We start from the raw sequence: 15,849 nt of genomic DNA, 5'->3' as shown, positions 1-15,849 counted from the left end.
GGATGACGGAAAATCCGTTTTATTTCAATTGGTTGCAGCAAGAAAAAGATGTGTGAATGCCGTAGGCCGCCCGTCTGAGCCGATCTTACGAGCCTTGGCTCAACGCCTCGGCCATCGCGCGGTCGTGGGCGCCTTGGCCGACGACCAGTTGCATCGACTGGGTCGGCATGGCGATGCCCAGCTCGTCGAACCGCTTCTTCATGCGCAGATTGAAGGCGCGGGCCACCCCGGCCTGCTTGGTCGGGCGGGTCTTGAACTGGGCCAGAATGTTGATCCCGGTGTCCGACAGCTTGTCCACCCCCATCACCTCCAGCGGGGTCAGGATGTCCAGGCCCAGCCTGCGGTCCTCCTGAACCTCGGCTCCCACCTCCTTCAGCACGGCGATGACGCGGTCGGGATCCTCACGGTTGGAGACCGACACGTTGAACAGAGCGATGGAGAAATCCTTGCTCATGTTCTTCACCGTCGTGACCGCGCTGAAGGGCACGGAATGCACCGCCCCGGCCCCGTCGCGCAGCCGGATCGAGCGGATGGAGATGGCCTCCACCGTCCCGGAATGCCCACCGCCGACATCCACCGAATCGCCGACCGACACCGTGTCTTCAAACAGGATGAACAGGCCGGTGATGATGTCCTTGACCAAACTCTGCGAGCCAAAACCGATGGCCAGACCGACGACCCCGGCGCCGGCCAGCAGCGGCGCGATGTTGACGCCCAACTCCGACAGGGTAATCAGCGACACCATCGTCACCAGCAGGATCAGAAAGGCGTTGCGCAGCAGCGGCAGCAGGGTGCGCACCCGCGCGCTGCGTTCGATGCGCGCGCCGTTATGGTCGGTGGAGGTCAGGAAATGCTCGATCAGCGCGCTGACCACCTCCCACGCCACGACCGCGCCGGACAGCAGCAGGCTGATGGACAGCAGACTGCCGACGATGTGGCGGCCCAGCGCCGACTCGGTCCAGGCCAACGAATCGACGCCCCAGCCGTTCAGCACCACGCCCAGCGCCACCAGCCAAATCAGCGTCTTGCCGATCCGTTGCAGGATCGGCAGGTAGAAAAAGGCTCGCGCGTACAGTTGCGGCAGGCTGCCGCGCAGCTCGTGGTTGGCGGTCAGGCTGCGGCGCAAGCCCCGGTTCACCCCCGTCACCGCCAAGCGGGCGACCGCCACCGACACCACGGTGATGGCGGTGGCGCGGGCCAGATACTCGAACCCGCCATAGACGTTCAGCACCCAAACGCCCAACGTGACGCTGACATAGGCGATGGCCAGCACATGCCAAACGTCGGCGAAACGCCGCCGGGCGGACCGCAGGACCGCGCCCTGCCCCTCGGCCTCGCGCTCCGCCGTCGCGTCGGGGTCGCCGTCGCCCGACAGCGGGTTGCCGTGCATCCAGGCGGCGACGCTGGCCCGGTTTTGCAGGATCAGGACAATCAGCATCCCGGCGATCAGCACGCCCAGCAGCTTCAGCAGCGCGCCATAAGCCCCCAGCGGCAACCCCATCACATAGGCGGCTTCGGCCAGGAAATAGCCGTAGACGGCGGCGGCGATCAGACGGCGGATCCAGACATAGGCGCGCCGCGCGCCCGCCTCGCCAGCCCGGATCAGGCGCAGATTCGGCGCGCCAGGGGCCACCAGCATGCCAACCACGATCAACAGCGCCTGCACGATGACCGAGGCGTTGACCACCGCCAGCACCACCAGCCGCACCCTCGGCCCCGGCTCCGTCACCGACAGGACGGCGTAGGCGATGACGATGAAGGCGATGATCGGAACCAATTCCAGAGCGCCGCGCCCCAGAAGGAGCGGGATCCGCATCAGCGGCGAGGGCACGACCCGCGCCGCCAGCGCCCGGTGCGGACGGCCCAACAACCACCAGATCCCCCAGGCCGTCGCGCCGCCGACGCTCAAAATCAGCGACAGCTCAAAGCCGATCTGCGCCCAACGGTCGCGGGACGAGGAATCCTCCATCTGGCGGTTGATCCAGGCGACCGCGCCCGGCAGATCGGCGACGATGTTCGCCACCTGGACCAGTTGGCGGCTGACCAGATCCATATGCTCGGCCAGAAAGCCCAACGCGCGGGCGCCCAGCGTCTGCGGCAGGGTGGCTTCCGGCTCCGGCGGCTTGGCCGGAGTCAGGCCCTTCTGCGCGGCGACCAGGGCGCGAAGCTGTTCGACCAGCTTGGTCCGCGCCTCGGGGTTTTCCAGGGTGGAGGCCATCGCCTCCAACTGTTGGATCGTCGGCTCCCCCGCCACGACCGCGCCAGCGGGCGGGCTGGCGGCGGGCGTCGCGGCTGGAGCCGGAGCCGCCGCCCCGCCGCCCGACGCTGGGGCGGCGGCGGCGACGGGTCCGGCCAAAGCCAGCGTCAGAAGAGCCAGCGCGCCGAACAGGCGGGCCAACCCGCGCCGACACGCGGCGGGCGTTGCGAACCGATCCATCAAACCATCACTCAAAACTGCCAAAACGGAATCCTGCGAAGGTAGTCGCCCGCTTCCCGCTTGCCAACCCGCCGGTCAGATCCTTTTTATGGTCCAACCGCTTTCCAGAACGCCCGGCGCGTCCTTGCCCCCGCGCCTCTTTGTCTTAAAGGACACGCCATGGCCGACACGCCCGACGACGCCCCCGACATGGAGCAAGATGGCGCCATCCGCCCCAAGCTGATCGCGACCAAGGAGCAATGGGCGCGCGACGGGCGCGGCCTGACCGGCGCGACAAGCGAGGAGGCGCCGCGCGACCGCCTGCCCCCCGGCCAGCGGTTGGTGGAGGATTGGCCGGTGCTCGACCTCGGCGTCACGCCCAAGGTCAGCGTGGACAACTGGTCGCTGACCGTCGATGGCTTGGTCGAACAGCCGCTGTCCTGGCGCTGGGCCGATCTTCAGGCGCAACCGCAGACCACCGCCCAATCGGACATTCATTGCGTCACCACCTGGTCGCGCTACGACAACCAATGGCGGGGGGTGAGCGCCCGCGATCTGCTGGCGCTGGCCCGCCCACGGCCCGAGGCGCGCTTCGTCCTGTTCCATTCCTTCGACGGTTACACCACCAACGTCGCGCTGGCCGATTTCGTCGAGGACGGCGTGCTGCTGGCCACCCACTGGCAGGGCCAGCCGATCAGCCTCGACCATGGCGGGCCGGTTCGCATCGTCCTGCCCAAGCTGTATTTCTGGAAAAGCGCCAAATGGGTGAAGCGCGTTGAGCTTCTGGCCGACGACCACCCCGGCTTCTGGGAGGTTCGCGGCTATCACAACCACGCCGACCCGTGGACCGAGGAGCGCTACTCCGATTGACGCCTCGCGCGCCGCTTTCTGTGGCGACGGGTGTTGCCGGATCATCCGGTTCAGGGTAGAGAGGGGGAACAACGAGGTTAGGTCCGCGTAGCTCAGCAGGATAGAGCACAGGATTCCTAAGTGATGAATTGGGCGCTGCGTTCGGAAACGACGCAGTGGATCCGCTCAAAGTCGGGGAACGCTGCGGCGCGCTTGCGTCATGCCGATCCCGAGCCAAGCCCCTGCGAAGGGGAAGGTGTAGAGACTGGACGGGCGGCGCCTACGGGTCTTCGGGCCTAAGGCGAAGGGACAGTCCAGACCACGAACGCCCGCAAGGGCGGCGGCGAAAGCCGAAGTGGTATGAATCCTGGGGCCGTGGGTTCGAATCCCGCCGCGGACACCACCTCGTTGTCATCGTTTCTTCTGGTGGCCAAAGGCCGCGCCAAGGCATCTTGCGTCCCAAAATGCAGTTCCCCGGCCTGGATCGTTGCATTTTGACACGACGCGACGGCGCGCGCGCCAGCGCGACCACCGATCAAAGCTGTCCTTCCAGCGCTGGTTTTTCCGCGCCGGGCGTCTTTTTCAACACCAGCTCCGTCGCCGTCTTGGCGTCGGGAGCCGCCACCGCCCAACGATTGGACTCGTCGCTTTTCCCGTTCCCCAACAGCCAAAGCCGATCTTTCTCCGCGTAGCGTTCGATCAGCACCTGATACACCCGGACGCAGGTGGTTCGGGTGTTCCGCAACCGCTCCTCCGCCACCGCGACCTCCTGCCGACGTTGATTCAGAAGCTCTTCGGCCTTGCGCAGGGCGATTTCCTCCTGGCGAATCGAGTGGCGGACCGTGGTCAGGTCGCGCTCCAGCTCCGCGTGCTTCTTCATAAGCCCGGAATAGCGCCGCCGAACCCCCAGAATGTGCCGCGCCGCGCGCAGGACCGACGCGCCGATCCACATCAGGCAGGCCAGCACCATCACGCCGACCACGCCCAGCGCCATCATCCCTTGCGTCACCTCTGGATCGATTGTGAAGCCGGTCATCGCGCCATCACCTCTTTGACTGGAAAGTCTTTGATCGACTTGGACAATTTTCGCTGAAACGCGCCATCCTCCGCCGCCTTCAGCAAAACGGGGTCGCGCAGGGCGACGAACAGAAGGCTGGAGCGTCCAGGCAACCGGCGCCCGTCCGGCTCCTTGTCCAACACGCCCCCCTTGCCAATGCGGCTGAGAAACAGGACGGCGGTCAGGAGATCGGAAAACAAAGGTCTTCCCTTCAACACATCCTCTCGCGTCAAAATCGCGTAAAGGTAATTTCGGATGAACAATATGTATTTCATTCGTATTCCATCGACAATTTGCGCCAACTCATCCGCATTGTCGATTCTGCCAACGATTTTTTGTTTCTTGTAACCTTCGGAAAAAGCGCTTCTGGCAAGTTTTGAATAATAACACATCAATCCACGCTGCACGGAATGCTTGAAGCGATATTCGATCAGCAGAGCGGCCAAAGCGGATTCCAGCATGGCTTCCTCGTCCGACAACGCGTCCGGCAAATCGGTGAGAAGCTCCAGATAGGGGGCCAGTTGGGTCGGATGGGTCAGCCCCGGCCCCGCCGCGCCAAAACGGATCGGCAGTTCCGCCAAAACCCGGCGCGCGCGCAGCTTTTCCTGCAACAGCGGGCTGCCCCGCGTCAGTCCAAAGCGCATCATCGCCATCGACCAGCGTTCGCCATGGGTCAAAGGCGGCAACGCGCCAAAATCAAGCGCCGCGCCGTGCAGCGGCTCCTCCAACCGTTCCTCCGGCTCGCCGACGGCGGCGAACGCTTCTTTCAGAATCGCGTTCGGCATGATCCTTGCTGATCCCCCTTGGCTTGCCGGAAACGCAGCAATCGCTGTGCCACGCCCCGCCGCCGGTCGAACACGCACGCTCTCAGCAAGAAGGCTCGCCATGAACACGGTATTGACGACGTTGCTTCCCAGCGCCGCCGCGCTGGGGGTGGTGGCGCAACTGGTTTTTTGGGGCGTTCGGCGCGGCTGGACCGATCTGATCGGCATCAGTCGGCTGCGTCGGGAGCTGGCGCCGCTGCGCGATCAATGGACGGCGGAAAACGAAACCTTCCTGGATCTGCGCCACCGCACCGAAGAGGCGCGGCGACAACTGGCCGCGCAAGAGGATCGCCTGAAGCAGATCGAACGGGACATCGCCAAGTTGGAGCGAACCCCGCCGACCTTCGTCCACACGCTGGGCCAGCCCGGCCCCAGCGTTCGCCCCTTTCACGGCGAGGTGATGTTCGACAGCCTGGCGGCCCGCGCCGCCGGGCGGGCGGTCAGCCCGGCCTGGCACTACGCCAATCGGCTTGTGGTCTACGCCTCCGACATCGATTCAGCCCGCCGCGAGGTTGACCGGGTTTTTCCGGAAAAGGCGGGCTACACCCGCAGCCTGTCGGCGGGCACGATTCGCTCCGCCGCCGTGCACTAAGCGGTTTGGCGCGACCAAGCCTTTCGCCGGTGAAGCGGGTCGGGTAAGCTGGCGGTCCCTCCGTCGTGGTCTTCCACCATCATGCAAGTGTATTTGCCGATCGCCGAAATGTCGGTCAACGCGCTCCTTGTGCTGGGCATGGGGTGGCTGATCGGCTTTTTGTCCGGCATGTTCGGGGTGGGCGGCGGTTTTCTGATGACGCCGTTGCTGATCTTCATCGGCGTCCCCCCCGCCGTCGCCGTCGGCACCCAAGCCAATCAGTTGGTCGCCGCCAGCGTGTCCGGCGTCCTGGCCCATTGGCGGCGCGGCAACGTCGATGTGAAGCTGGGGGTGGTGATGCTGATCGGCGGCGTCATCGGCACCGGGATCGGCGTGTGGATCTTCGGCGTTCTTCAGCGCCTGGGCCAGATCGACATCGCCATCACCCTGTCCTACGTCTTCTTCCTGGGCACGATCGGCGGGATGATGATGCTGGAAAGCAGCCGGGCCATCATCCGCCGCCGCGCCCCCACCGCCAAACGCGGCAAGCTGCACCGCCACATCTGGCTGCACGGCCTGCCCTTCAAGATGCGGTTCCATCGCTCGAAGCTTTACATCTCCGCCCTGCTTCCGGCGGGAATCGGGGTGGTTGGCGGCATTCTGGTGGCGATCATGGGGATCGGCGGCGGCTTTCTGCTGGTTCCGGCCATGATCTACCTGCTGAACATGCCCGCCGGGCTGGTGGCCGGAACCTCGCTGTTCCAGATCATCTTCACCACGGCGGCGGCCACGCTGCTGCAAGCGGCGACCAACCACACGGTGGACGTCATGCTGGCCCTGCTGCTGCTGGTCGGCGGCGTCGTCGGCGCGCAGGTCGGCGCCAAGGTCGGCAGCCGCATTCCCGGCGAACAGGCCCGCCTGATGCTGGCCACCATCGTCGTCGGGGTGGCGCTGAAGCTGGCCTGGGATTTGTTCGCCCCGCCGCTGGACATCTACACCCTCAGCGTGGGAATCGCCTGATGCGCCGCCCCACGCGGAAGACCATCGTCCGGGGCGTCGTCCAAGGGCTGGCGGCGTTGGCCGGGCTGGGGCTGGGCGTGACCGTCGCGGCGACCGTGTGGGCGCAACAGATGGTCGCCGACCTGTCCAGCCATTTGATCGCCATCACCACCGGCTTCACCGGCACGGAGGTCGTGCTGTTCGGCGCCACCGACGGGGTGGGCGACGTCGCCATCGTCGTGACCGGCCCCCGCCTGCCCGCCACCGTCCGCCGCAAGACGCGGGTCATCGGCATGTGGATGAACACCGACAGCGTCCGTTTCGCCCAAGCGCCCAGCTATTACAGCGTGGCGACCAGCCGCCCGCTCGACCAGATCGTCGGCAAGACGGTGCTGGAGCGCCAGCAAATCGGCGTGCCGCAACTTCAGCTTGATCCGCAAGAAACCCTGACCCCGCAAGAGTTGGCGGCGTTCCGCACCGCGCTGATCCGCAACAAGCAACGCGCCGGGCTGTACACGACGAACGTCGGCGCGGTGTCCTTCCTGGGCGACCGGCTGTTCCGCACCAACATTTATTTTCCGGCCAACGTCCCGACCGGGCTGTACAATGTCGAAGCGCTGCTGATCCGCGACGGCGAGGTGGTCAGCGCCCAGACCACGCCGCTGGTGGTGTCGAAGGTCGGCTTCAGCGCCGAGGTCTACGACATGGCCCGCTACCGCCCGATCACCTATGGCGTTCTGGCGGTGCTGGGCGCGGTGGCGGCGGGCTGGGCGGCGGGCGCCGCCTTCCGCCGGGTGTAGACCGGACCCAAGAGCGCCAGGGAGGAGAGAACCGATGACCGAAGCGACCGAATCCACGCCGCCGGACGCCGCCGCCAAGCCGGTGCGCATCTTCCTGGTCGTCGCCGACGACAGCCCGGAATTGAAGGTGGCCCTGCGGTACGCCTGCCTGCGCGCCCGCAAATCGGGCGGCAAGGTCGCCCTGCTGACCGTCATCGAGAAGGAGGAGATGCAGCATTGGCTGGCGGTGGAAAACCTGATCCGTGAGGAAAAGCGCGACGAGGCGGAGCGCAAGCTCCAGAAGCTGGCGCGCGAGGTGATCCAACTGACCGGCTCCCTGCCCGCGCTCTACGTCCGCGAGGGCAACCGCCATGAAGAGGTTCTGGCCCTGATCGCCGAGGAGCCAAGCATCTCCATCCTGGTTCTGGCCGCCGACACCGACCCGGAAGGGCCGGGGCCGTTGATCTCCTATTACACCGGGCGCGGCCTGTCCCGCCTGCGCATCCCGCTGACCATCGTCCCCGGCGGCCTGAGCGACGAGGCGCTGGACGCGATCACGTAAGGACCGGCGCGGCGGCGGAGGGCGGCGGGCGAAGCTGAAGCTCGAACACCTCCACCGGCTCGACCAACCCCTTGACCGCGTGCGGGCCGATGCTGTCCAGCCGGTGACGCCCGCCGGGGGGAACCAGCGCCGCGAACTCGGCGGAGGTCAGGACGGTGCGGTCGAGTCGCCCGCACAGCCCCTCGATCCGGCTGACCAGATTGACCGCCGGGCCGATGACGGTGAAGTCCAACCGTTCGGTCGAGCCGATGTTGCCGTACATCACCTCGCCAATGTGCAGGGCCACGCCGCAGCGCAGGGTCGGTTGCCCCCAGGCGGCGCGTTCGGCGTTCTGGCCGCTCATCGTCGTCAGGGCGTCGGTCGCCGCCGACAGCGCCTTTATCGCGGCGGCGGCCCCATTCTCGTCCTCGGGCGTCAGCGGGAAGATCGCCAGCATGGCGTCGCCGATGAATTTCAAGATTTCACCGCCGTGCCGCTCCACCGCGTCGCCCATCGACTCGAAATAGCCGTTCAGCAGGGCGATCAACTCCTCGCGCGGCAGGCGGTCGGCCAGCGGGGTGAAGCCGCGCAGGTCGCAATACCACAGCACGGCGCGGACGTTCTCCCCGGTGCCGCGCCGGATGTCGCCCGACAAAATCCGCTCCCCGGTCTTGCGCCCGACATAGGTGTCCAGCACGGTCGCCGCCAGCCGCCGCAGCGCCAGCGTTTCCAGGACCGCGCCCAAGGCGGGCAGCAACCCGTCGAGCAGCGCCAGATCGGCGACGGAAAAACCGCCACGCCGTTCGGTGGCGAAGCTGATGGCGTTGCGCCGCCCGCCGGTGAACAAAACCGCCATCGCCGCGTAATCGGTGGCCCCCTGCCGGGCCAAATCGCCCAGCACGGGATAAGGCCACGGCGCGCTCATCCGTTCCAACCGGTAGCGCAGCCCCTGCGCGCCGTCTTCCACCAGGGCGGCGAAGGGGCTGTTCCGATAGGTGTCGCTCTGCTCGTCGCCATGGTTGGCGATGGCCGTCTGGACCGGGGCGCCGTTGTCGCGCCAGAAATAGATCATCGAGCGGATTTGCGGGTGCAGCAGTTGCAGAACCAGCACGCTGCGCGCCAGCGGCAAGCCGATGGCGTTCAAGCGGCGCCCGAATTCATCGACCAAGGTTTCGGCGTCGGGGGCCTGTCGGCCCTCCTGCAACAGCCAGTCGATCACCGCGCCGCAGTCATGCGCCTCCGTGACCGGAGTCGGCGACAGGGCGGCGGCGGGCGGCGTTGGGGCGAAGGTCATCGGCACCACGGGCGGTCAGAGCGAGAAAGACGAAATCGGACCAATCCGGTGCTTGATCCCGACGGGGATTCTGCCCAAATTTCGGAAACGCCGCTAGGTCCAGTTCGGCGTCGATGGAGGATAGCACCATGTTCATTCAAACCGAGCAGACGCCCAACCCGGCGACTCTCAAGTTCCTGCCGGGGCGTGACGTGCTCGGACGCGGGACGGCCGATTTCACCGACGCTTCGGACGCCGCCCGGTCGCCGCTGGCTCAACGCCTGTTCGAGATCGACGGCGTGGCCGGGGTGTTCCTGGGCGCCGATTTCGTCACCATCACCAAGACCGACGCCAAGGAATGGTTCCTGCTGAAGCCGTCGATCCTCGGCGTCATCATGGAGCATTTCACCGCCGACCGCCCGGTCCTGCTGAGCGACGCCGGGGACGGCCACGCCGCCAGCGCCAACGGCGACGACGACGAGATCGTCGAACAGATCAAGGAGCTGCTCGACACCCGCGTCCGCCCGTCGGTCGCGCAGGACGGTGGCGACATCACCTTCCAGGGCTTTGAGAAGGGCGTGGTCTATCTGGCGATGAAGGGGGCCTGCTCGGGCTGCCCCAGTTCGACCGCGACGTTGAAGCACGGCATCGAAAACATGCTGCGCCACTACATCCCCGAAGTCGTCGAAGTCCGCGCGGTTCAATAAGGACCGTCGCCAGAGCCGGGGCGCGCGACCGCGCCCCCGGTTCGATCTTATTCTGGAATCAGGAACTGCACGCCCAACCAACGCCAGCGCCCTTCCGGGGCCGGCAGCGTGCAGTTGACGCGCGCGCGGCCCGGCGGGAAGGGATCCTTGATGCGGACCTCGACCCGGTCGTCGGAAATGCGTTCCAGCGCGGCGCGGCCCTGGCCCGCCGCAAAACAGGCCAGCTTGCTGGTGTCGCCGACGCTGTCGCTGATGGTGAAGCCCAAGGGCGGCGGGTTGACGGTCAACAACGGATCGTCCGGCGTCAGATCCGACACCGGCAACGGCAACGCGTTCGCCGCCAGTTGGAAACGGTCGACGCTGCCGTAAGTCTCGTTCATCAGGAAACGCGGCAGGCCGAACGGGTCGGCCTGGGGGTGCAACACGCCCGATTGCTGGCCGAAAGCGGCGACGAAGCCCTGTTCGGCCACCACCTTGCGCACCGCCAGCGAATATTCCCCCTGCGGGTAGGCCAGGATCGTCGGGCGTTGGCCCAACTCGGCCTGGAAGCGGTCGGACATGCGGCGCAGCTCCGCCGCGACCTCCGCCGCCGTGCGGGGCACCAGCGATTGGGTGGATCCGCCCAAGCCGCCGATGGTGACGCCCGCCGCCGCCATCTGGCGGATTTCCGACCAGGTCATGTGCGCGGGCGACCCGCGATCCACCGCGTCGGTGGCGACGAACAGGGTGAAGGGCAGACCGGCGGCCTTCAGCCGGGGCCACGCTTCGGCGTAGGCGGAACGGCTGGCCTCGTCGATGGTGATGGCCACGGCGCGGTCGGGCAACGGCTTGCCGCTGCGCAGCGCCTCCAGGATTTGGGGGAGCGGCAGAACCTCGTAATCGCCGTCGGTCAACTCTTCAAGGTGCGACTCGAACTGGTCGAGGCGGATGCTGATCGACGGATTCTGATCCTCGCCAAAGCGGTCATAGGCGAAGACCACCGCGCTGTTTCCCGTCGGCGCCTCCGCCGCCGCAGCCATGCGCGACGTCGGGACCACGGAAGCCCAAACGGTCAAAGCGGCGGTGACGAGCACCCGGACGGCGCGGCGGAACGGCATGACGGCCCATGACGAAAGACGTCCGGATCAAGACCCGGATCAACGCAAGAGATGTGCCACAATCCGCGCCGACCAAACAAGTTAACAACGGCGTTTCCGCGCAAAGGGCTGGATTGCGATGCGCGCGTGCAACAATCCGCCCGCGCGCCAGCCCAATCCGAACCGTCCGCCTCACATCATCCGGCCGCCAATGGCCGCGTCGGTCAACAGCGGGTAGCGTTCCGGGTCGGGCAACTGGTAATGCCACCATTCCGTGGCGTAATGGTCCCAGCCCGCCGCGCTCATCACCCCCAACAGCAGGGCGCGGTTGCGCTGCTGGTCAAGGGTCAGGTCGGTGCGGCCATGGTGGGAGCGTTCGGTCATCGCGTCGAATCCGGTTCCCATGTCCAGCGGCTGGCCCGACGAATCCACCAGCGTCAGATCGATGGCGACGCCGCGCGTGTGGTTGGACCCCAGGCGGGGATCGGCGATGTAGGCGGGATCGGGGAAGGCGTGCCAAAGCCGCCATTGCGCCTCGGCGGGGCGGAAGGCATCGTAGACCCGAAACCGGCAACCGACGCCGCGCGCCAGCGCGATGGCGGGGCGCAAACGGGCGGCGGCGTCAGGGTGCAGCAGGCACACCGGGGCGCGGTAGATCGGCGCGCCGGACAAATTGTCCGCCGTGGCGTAAAGAAGGTCCAAATCGACGTCGTAAGCCGGTGGCGCGATCTCGATCAGCATGGTGCGTGGAACCGTTTGAGTGCGAATGGGAGGGCGGAAGAGTGCTGTCTAGCACGGGTGTGGCCCGGCGATGAAGATTCTGGGACTGGACACGGCGACGTCGGGTTGTTCGGCGGCGCTGTGGGATGACGACGGGCGGGATGACGACAGGCGGGATGGCGGCGCGCCGGGCGGGCGCGTGATCGTCCGACGCAGCGCGCCCATGGCGCGCGGTCAGGCCGAGGTGTTGGTGCCGATGGCGCAAGCGGTGCTGGCCGAGGCGGGCGTCGCCTTCGCCGCGCTGGACCGGATCGCGGTCACGGTCGGGCCGGGCGCCTTCACCGGCCTGCGCATCGCGCTGGCGGCGGCGCGCGGCGTCGCCGTCGCCCATGACCTGCCGGTGGTCGGCGTCACCAGCTTCGAGGCCATCGCCCATGGGCTGCCCGAGGCGGAACGCGCCGGGCGGGCGGTTCTGGTCGCCGTGGACAGCCGTCGGGCCGAACCCTTTTTGCAGCTCTTCGCCCCCGATCTGACGCCCATCGGCGATCCGGCGATGCTGGAGCCGACCGTGATCGCGGCATGGTTGGATGGTCTGTGGCCGTCCGGCCCGCTGCTGGTCGCGGGCGACGGGGCCGGGCTGCTGCGCGCGCCGCTGGATGGGCGGGCGGATCTCGCCTACGCCAGCGGCGACGGCATCCCCGACGCCGCCGTGGTCGCCCGGCTGGGGGCGACGCGCGCGGTGGGCCAGCCGGTCGATCCCTTTTACCTGCGCCCGCCCGACGTCAGCCTGCCGAAAGCCAAAGCGTGACGGCGACGAACCGCGACGAAGACGGCGGCGAGGGGCGCGGCGGCGTCCATCTGCAAACCGCCGGTCCCCTGGACGCCGAAATTCTCGCCGCCCTGCAAGCCGCCTGCTTCCCCGAAGAGCCGTGGGACCCCGCGTCCATCGCCAGCCTGTGCGCCCCGCCGGAGGGGTTCGCCCTGCTGGCCCTGCGCGGGGACGAGCCGGTCGGCTTCGTCCTGGCGCGCGCGGCGGCGGGAGAAGGGGAGATTCTGGCCATCGGCGTGTTGCCGACCGAACGCCGGTCCGGCGTTGGCCGACGGCTGGTCGAAGCGACGCTGGCGCAAGCGCGACAACTGGGCGCCGACGCGTTGTTTCTTGAAGTCGCCGAGGATAACGAGGCGGCGCGGACTCTCTACATGGCCAACGACTTTTTTTCGGTTGGCCGTCGTCCCGGCTACTACAAAAGATCAAGCGGCGCGGTGGCCGCCCTGGTCTTGCGCCACACCATCCTCAAGCTGTAGCCGCTAGTTTTTGCGCACCCGCAGGCGGTGAACGCCCCCCCCGTCCCCGGTCGGCTCCAAATCCAGAGACAAAATGCTGTGCCCCAGTTCCGCCAAGGAACGGGGAACGTTTTCCAAGGGTTCGCCAGCGTTCAGGCGGACTTCAAGGGTCTGGCCGACCGCCATCCGCTCCACCATCAACTTGGTTTTGACGAAGGTCAATGGACAGACCTCGGTGGTGATGTCGATAAACAAGTCGGTGGGGATTTTTTGGCTCACTGCTTCCTCTTTATGAGCAAAGGATGGATATTGCACCTTGGAAAAAACCTCTTTATATGGAGAGGAACGAATGCTGTGGAGCAAGCTTACATGACCACCGGGTCCCCTTCCAACGCGCTGTTGTCTCTGACCACAGAGATCGTTGCGGCGCATGTCTCCAACAATACAGTGGCTCTGAGCGATCTTCCGACCTTGATCGAGCAGGTCTACAAGTCGCTGGCCAACGTCGGCAACGAGCCGGTGGTGACGGAAGAGCGCCCGCAGCCCGCCGTTCCCATCAAGAAGTCGGTGACGCCCGATTACATCGTGTGTCTGGAAGACGGCAAGAAGCTGAAAATGCTCAAGCGCCATCTGAAGACCGCCTACGACATGTCGCCGGAAGAATACCGCGACCGCTGGGGGTTGCCGATGGATTATCCGATGGTCGCGCCGAACTACGCCCGCCAGCGCAGCTCGCTGGCCAAGCAGATCGGTTTGGGCACGCGCGCCCGTCGCGGCGCGGTCTGAGCCTGTCCCGCTGGGATCTGATGGGCCTCGACGGTCACATCGACGCTGCCGTTTTGGACAATGTCGGTTGACCGTCGCCCGTCGCTCTGTGTTATGCCTTGCGATGCGCGCGCGCTCCGCCCCTCGCATCCGGTCTCTTGCTCCCGGTGACGGTGGGTTGCGGCGCGCGGCATCGTCGCGAACCACGGCAGCGAACCCTCGATATGGCTGATACAAGCGTGGACCAGGGTGAGTCCTCCGAGCTTCGGATGGGAACCCTGGAAGTGCGGCTGGCCGAGACCGCCGCCGAAGTCGACTGGGCGCAGGCGCTGCGTTACCGGGTCTTTTACGATGAAATGGCGGCCATCCCGACGGACGCGATGAAGGCGCAGTTGCGCGACTTCGACGCCTTCGACGCGCTGTGCGACCATTTGCTGGTGATCGACCACGCGCGCGGCAACGGCCCGGACATGGTGGTCGGCACCTACCGGCTGATCCGCCGCCCCGCCGCCGAAAAGGCCGGTTGCTTCTATTCCAGCGACGAATACGACATCGGCCCGCTGCTCAACTATCCCGGCGAAGTCCTGGAGCTGGGCCGGTCCTGCGTGGACGCCGGATACCGCACGCGCGGCAGCATGCAATTGCTGTGGCGCGGCATCGCCGCCTATGTGTTCCAGCATGACATCGCCCTGATGTTCGGCTGCGCCAGCCTGCCCGGCACCGACCCCGCCGCGCTGGCCGAGCCGCTGGCCTATCTCCATCACCATCATCTGGCCCCGCCGGAGCTGCGCGCGACCGCGCTGCCCGACCGTTACGTGTCGATGAATTTGATGGAGAAGGACCAGATCGACCCGCGCCGCGCCCTGAACGTGCTGCCGCCGCTCATCAAGGGCTATCTGCGGCTGGGCGGCTTCGTCGGCGACGGGGTGGTGATCGACCACCAGTTCAACACCACCGACGTCTGCATCGTGGTGAAGACCGACCTCATCACCGACAAATATTTCAAACATTACGAGCGTCGCAGCCGCGACAGCCAAGCCGGCTGACAGGAACCATGACGGACACCGCACGCGCGTTGGGATCGGTCGGGCGCGGCGCGCTCCGTCTGACGGTTTATCTTTTGTGGACCCTGCTGCTGATTCCGGTTCAGGCGCTGGCGGTGGCCCTGCGCTGGCCGTTGCGCCATCGCCTGCCGGTCTTCTACCACCGCCAATGCGCCCGTCTGTTGGGGCTGGATCTGGTGGTGCGCGGCCAACCGGCGACGGAGGGACGGGCGGCGGGACGGGCGGCGGGGCCGGTGCTGTTCGTCTCCAACCACTCCTCCTACCTCGACATCACCGTGCTGGGCGCGCTGATCCCCGGCTCCTTCATCGCCAAGACCGAGGTGGCGGGCTGGCCCTTTTTCGGGTTGCTCGCCAAGCTGCAACGCACCGTCTTCGTCGAACGCAAGGCGCGGTCGGAGGTTGGCAAGCAGCGCGACGACATCGGCGGCCGCCTGGACGCGGGCGACAGCCTGATCCTGTTCCCCGAAGGCACGTCGAGCGACGGCAACCGCACCCTGCCCTTCAAGACCGCTTTGTTCGCCGTCGCCGCCCGCCGGATCGGCGACCAGCCCTTGACCGTGCAGCCGGTCAGCGTCACGCCGACGCGGCTGGACGGCATCCCGATGGGCGTCGCCTTCCGCCCCTTTTACGCCTGGTACGGCGACATGGACCTGGCCCCGCACCTGTGGCAGGTCTTTCAGTTGGGCGGCATGACGGTGGAAATCGAATTCCACCCCCCCGTGACCATCGACGGTTTTTCCAGCCGCAAGGCCCTGGCCGAGCATTGCCAACGGGTGATCTCCGACGGCGTCGCCCGCGCCGTCTCGGGCCGCCCGGCCCCCGCCGCCCCCCTCGCGACCACACCGGCCCCCGCCGCGTCCTGATTGTGCGGCGGCGGCGCGTTTCCGTTGCAGGAACGCTTGAATCCGGCGCGACGCTCGCCTA

At 66.8% G+C, this 15,849-nt stretch carries 18 protein-coding genes; 11 read left to right on the top strand and 7 right to left on the bottom strand.

Going from position 1 to position 15,849, the window contains the following annotated elements:
- Positions 1 to 85: 85 nt before the first annotated feature.
- On the bottom strand, positions 86 to 2,437 hold the full coding sequence (locus ACODS4_RS26860) for a mechanosensitive ion channel domain-containing protein (RefSeq protein WP_488868734.1): 2,352 nt from the start codon (positions 2,435 to 2,437) through the stop codon (positions 86 to 88).
- Between the two features lie 159 nt (positions 2,438 to 2,596).
- Here ACODS4_RS26860 and ACODS4_RS26855 point away from each other — a divergent pair, with 159 nt between their 5' ends.
- Positions 2,597 to 3,286 (top strand): sulfite oxidase-like oxidoreductase, encoded by a 690-nt coding sequence (locus ACODS4_RS26855; RefSeq protein ID WP_488868733.1) that lies wholly within the window; start codon positions 2,597 to 2,599, stop codon positions 3,284 to 3,286.
- 514 nt (positions 3,287 to 3,800) lie between these two features.
- On the opposite strand, the gene ACODS4_RS26850 is transcribed toward ACODS4_RS26855, so the two are convergent.
- Positions 3,801 to 4,301, bottom strand: a complete 501-nt coding sequence (locus tag ACODS4_RS26850) for a hypothetical protein (protein ID WP_488868732.1) — start codon at positions 4,299 to 4,301, stop codon at positions 3,801 to 3,803.
- Positions 4,298 to 5,107 (bottom strand): hypothetical protein, encoded by an 810-nt coding sequence (locus ACODS4_RS26845; protein WP_488868731.1) that lies wholly within the window; start codon positions 5,105 to 5,107, stop codon positions 4,298 to 4,300. The genes ACODS4_RS26850 and ACODS4_RS26845 overlap by 4 nt, the downstream gene beginning before the upstream one ends.
- 100 nt (positions 5,108 to 5,207) lie before the next feature.
- Here ACODS4_RS26845 and ACODS4_RS26840 point away from each other — a divergent pair, with 100 nt between their 5' ends.
- The 4 genes from ACODS4_RS26840 (at position 5,208) to ACODS4_RS26825 (ending at position 8,057) form a co-directional block, all read left to right on the top strand.
- On the top strand, positions 5,208 to 5,738 hold the full coding sequence (locus tag ACODS4_RS26840) for a hypothetical protein (protein WP_488868730.1): 531 nt from the start codon (positions 5,208 to 5,210) through the stop codon (positions 5,736 to 5,738).
- Positions 5,739 to 5,819: 81 nt separating this feature from the next.
- Positions 5,820 to 6,737, top strand: coding sequence for a sulfite exporter TauE/SafE family protein (locus ACODS4_RS26835; RefSeq protein ID WP_488868729.1), 918 nt, complete (start codon positions 5,820 to 5,822; stop codon positions 6,735 to 6,737).
- Positions 6,737 to 7,516 carry a TIGR02186 family protein gene (locus ACODS4_RS26830; protein ID WP_488868728.1) on the top strand — a complete coding sequence of 260 codons (780 nt, stop codon included), beginning with the start codon at positions 6,737 to 6,739 and terminating at the stop codon, positions 7,514 to 7,516. The genes ACODS4_RS26835 and ACODS4_RS26830 overlap by 1 nt, the downstream gene beginning before the upstream one ends.
- 34 nt (positions 7,517 to 7,550) lie before the next feature.
- Positions 7,551 to 8,057, top strand: a complete 507-nt coding sequence (locus tag ACODS4_RS26825; RefSeq protein ID WP_488868727.1) for a universal stress protein — start codon at positions 7,551 to 7,553, stop codon at positions 8,055 to 8,057.
- Here the strand turns inward: ACODS4_RS26825 and ACODS4_RS26820 are convergent.
- A complete protein-coding gene (locus tag ACODS4_RS26820) occupies positions 8,050 to 9,330 on the bottom strand; it encodes an adenylate/guanylate cyclase domain-containing protein (protein WP_488868726.1) in 1,281 nt (426 codons plus the stop codon). The genes ACODS4_RS26825 and ACODS4_RS26820 overlap by 8 nt on opposite strands.
- A gap of 128 nt (positions 9,331 to 9,458) precedes the next feature.
- On the opposite strand from ACODS4_RS26820, the gene ACODS4_RS26815 reads away from it, so the two are divergent.
- Positions 9,459 to 10,016, top strand: a complete 558-nt coding sequence (locus ACODS4_RS26815; protein ID WP_488868725.1) for a NifU family protein — start codon at positions 9,459 to 9,461, stop codon at positions 10,014 to 10,016.
- A 47-nt stretch (positions 10,017 to 10,063) separates the two neighbouring features.
- Here ACODS4_RS26815 and ACODS4_RS26810 read toward each other — a convergent pair whose 3' ends face one another.
- Both ACODS4_RS26810 and ddpX read right to left on the bottom strand, forming a co-directional pair.
- Positions 10,064 to 11,113 (bottom strand): polysaccharide deacetylase family protein, encoded by a 1,050-nt coding sequence (locus ACODS4_RS26810; protein ID WP_488868724.1) that lies wholly within the window; start codon positions 11,111 to 11,113, stop codon positions 10,064 to 10,066.
- Between the two features lie 171 nt (positions 11,114 to 11,284).
- On the bottom strand, positions 11,285 to 11,833 hold the full coding sequence (gene ddpX, locus ACODS4_RS26805; RefSeq protein ID WP_488868723.1) for a D-alanyl-D-alanine dipeptidase: 549 nt from the start codon (positions 11,831 to 11,833) through the stop codon (positions 11,285 to 11,287).
- A gap of 70 nt (positions 11,834 to 11,903) precedes the next feature.
- Here ddpX and tsaB point away from each other — a divergent pair, with 70 nt between their 5' ends.
- A complete protein-coding gene (gene tsaB, locus ACODS4_RS26800) occupies positions 11,904 to 12,620 on the top strand; it encodes a tRNA (adenosine(37)-N6)-threonylcarbamoyltransferase complex dimerization subunit type 1 TsaB (protein ID WP_488868722.1) in 717 nt (238 codons plus the stop codon).
- Entirely contained in the window at positions 12,617 to 13,117 is a 501-nt protein-coding gene (locus tag ACODS4_RS26795; protein ID WP_488868721.1) for a GNAT family N-acetyltransferase, read from the top strand. The genes tsaB and ACODS4_RS26795 overlap by 4 nt, the downstream gene beginning before the upstream one ends.
- Positions 13,118 to 13,120: 3 nt before the next feature.
- Here the strand turns inward: ACODS4_RS26795 and ACODS4_RS26790 are convergent, their stop codons facing one another.
- Positions 13,121 to 13,459 (bottom strand): sulfurtransferase TusA family protein, encoded by a 339-nt coding sequence (locus ACODS4_RS26790; protein ID WP_488868720.1) that lies wholly within the window; start codon positions 13,457 to 13,459, stop codon positions 13,121 to 13,123.
- A 6-nt stretch (positions 13,460 to 13,465) separates the two neighbouring features.
- Between ACODS4_RS26790 and ACODS4_RS26785 the strand changes: the two genes are divergently transcribed.
- The 3 genes from ACODS4_RS26785 to ACODS4_RS26775 all read left to right on the top strand — a co-directional run bounded on the left by ACODS4_RS26785 (position 13,466) and on the right by ACODS4_RS26775 (position 15,788).
- Positions 13,466 to 13,882, top strand: coding sequence for a Ros/MucR family transcriptional regulator (locus ACODS4_RS26785; protein WP_488868719.1), 417 nt, complete (start codon positions 13,466 to 13,468; stop codon positions 13,880 to 13,882).
- 203 nt (positions 13,883 to 14,085) lie between these two features.
- Positions 14,086 to 14,907 carry a GNAT family N-acetyltransferase gene (locus tag ACODS4_RS26780; RefSeq protein WP_488868718.1) on the top strand — a complete coding sequence of 274 codons (822 nt, stop codon included), beginning with the start codon at positions 14,086 to 14,088 and terminating at the stop codon, positions 14,905 to 14,907.
- Between the two features lie 8 nt (positions 14,908 to 14,915).
- Positions 14,916 to 15,788 (top strand): lysophospholipid acyltransferase family protein, encoded by an 873-nt coding sequence (locus ACODS4_RS26775; protein WP_488868717.1) that lies wholly within the window; start codon positions 14,916 to 14,918, stop codon positions 15,786 to 15,788.
- Positions 15,789 to 15,849 lie beyond the last annotated feature (61 nt).

Source organism: Azospirillum sp. FG154 (assembly GCF_057809575.1).
This window is presented reverse-complemented; position numbering and strand designations above follow the sequence as displayed.

Excerpts from the sequence above, each read along its gene's own strand:
- ACODS4_RS26860 (WP_488868734.1), bottom strand. The coding sequence starts at position 2,437 with ATGGATCGGTTCGCAACGCCCGCCGCGTGTCGGCGCGGGTTGGCCCGC.
- ACODS4_RS26855 (WP_488868733.1), top strand. The coding sequence starts at position 2,597 with ATGGCCGACACGCCCGACGACGCCCCCGACATGGAGCAAGATGGCGCC.
- ACODS4_RS26850 (WP_488868732.1), bottom strand. The coding sequence starts at position 4,301 with ATGACCGGCTTCACAATCGATCCAGAGGTGACGCAAGGGATGATGGCG.
- ACODS4_RS26845 (WP_488868731.1), bottom strand. The coding sequence starts at position 5,107 with ATGCCGAACGCGATTCTGAAAGAAGCGTTCGCCGCCGTCGGCGAGCCG.
- ACODS4_RS26840 (WP_488868730.1), top strand. The coding sequence starts at position 5,208 with ATGAACACGGTATTGACGACGTTGCTTCCCAGCGCCGCCGCGCTGGGG.
- ACODS4_RS26835 (WP_488868729.1), top strand. The coding sequence starts at position 5,820 with ATGCAAGTGTATTTGCCGATCGCCGAAATGTCGGTCAACGCGCTCCTT.
- ACODS4_RS26830 (WP_488868728.1), top strand. The coding sequence starts at position 6,737 with ATGCGCCGCCCCACGCGGAAGACCATCGTCCGGGGCGTCGTCCAAGGG.
- ACODS4_RS26825 (WP_488868727.1), top strand. The coding sequence starts at position 7,551 with ATGACCGAAGCGACCGAATCCACGCCGCCGGACGCCGCCGCCAAGCCG.
- ACODS4_RS26820 (WP_488868726.1), bottom strand. The coding sequence starts at position 9,330 with ATGACCTTCGCCCCAACGCCGCCCGCCGCCGCCCTGTCGCCGACTCCG.
- ACODS4_RS26815 (WP_488868725.1), top strand. The coding sequence starts at position 9,459 with ATGTTCATTCAAACCGAGCAGACGCCCAACCCGGCGACTCTCAAGTTC.
- ACODS4_RS26810 (WP_488868724.1), bottom strand. The coding sequence starts at position 11,113 with ATGCCGTTCCGCCGCGCCGTCCGGGTGCTCGTCACCGCCGCTTTGACC.
- ddpX (WP_488868723.1), bottom strand. The coding sequence starts at position 11,833 with ATGCTGATCGAGATCGCGCCACCGGCTTACGACGTCGATTTGGACCTT.
- tsaB (WP_488868722.1), top strand. The coding sequence starts at position 11,904 with ATGAAGATTCTGGGACTGGACACGGCGACGTCGGGTTGTTCGGCGGCG.
- ACODS4_RS26785 (WP_488868719.1), top strand. The coding sequence starts at position 13,466 with ATGACCACCGGGTCCCCTTCCAACGCGCTGTTGTCTCTGACCACAGAG.
- ACODS4_RS26780 (WP_488868718.1), top strand. The coding sequence starts at position 14,086 with ATGGCTGATACAAGCGTGGACCAGGGTGAGTCCTCCGAGCTTCGGATG.
- ACODS4_RS26775 (WP_488868717.1), top strand. The coding sequence starts at position 14,916 with ATGACGGACACCGCACGCGCGTTGGGATCGGTCGGGCGCGGCGCGCTC.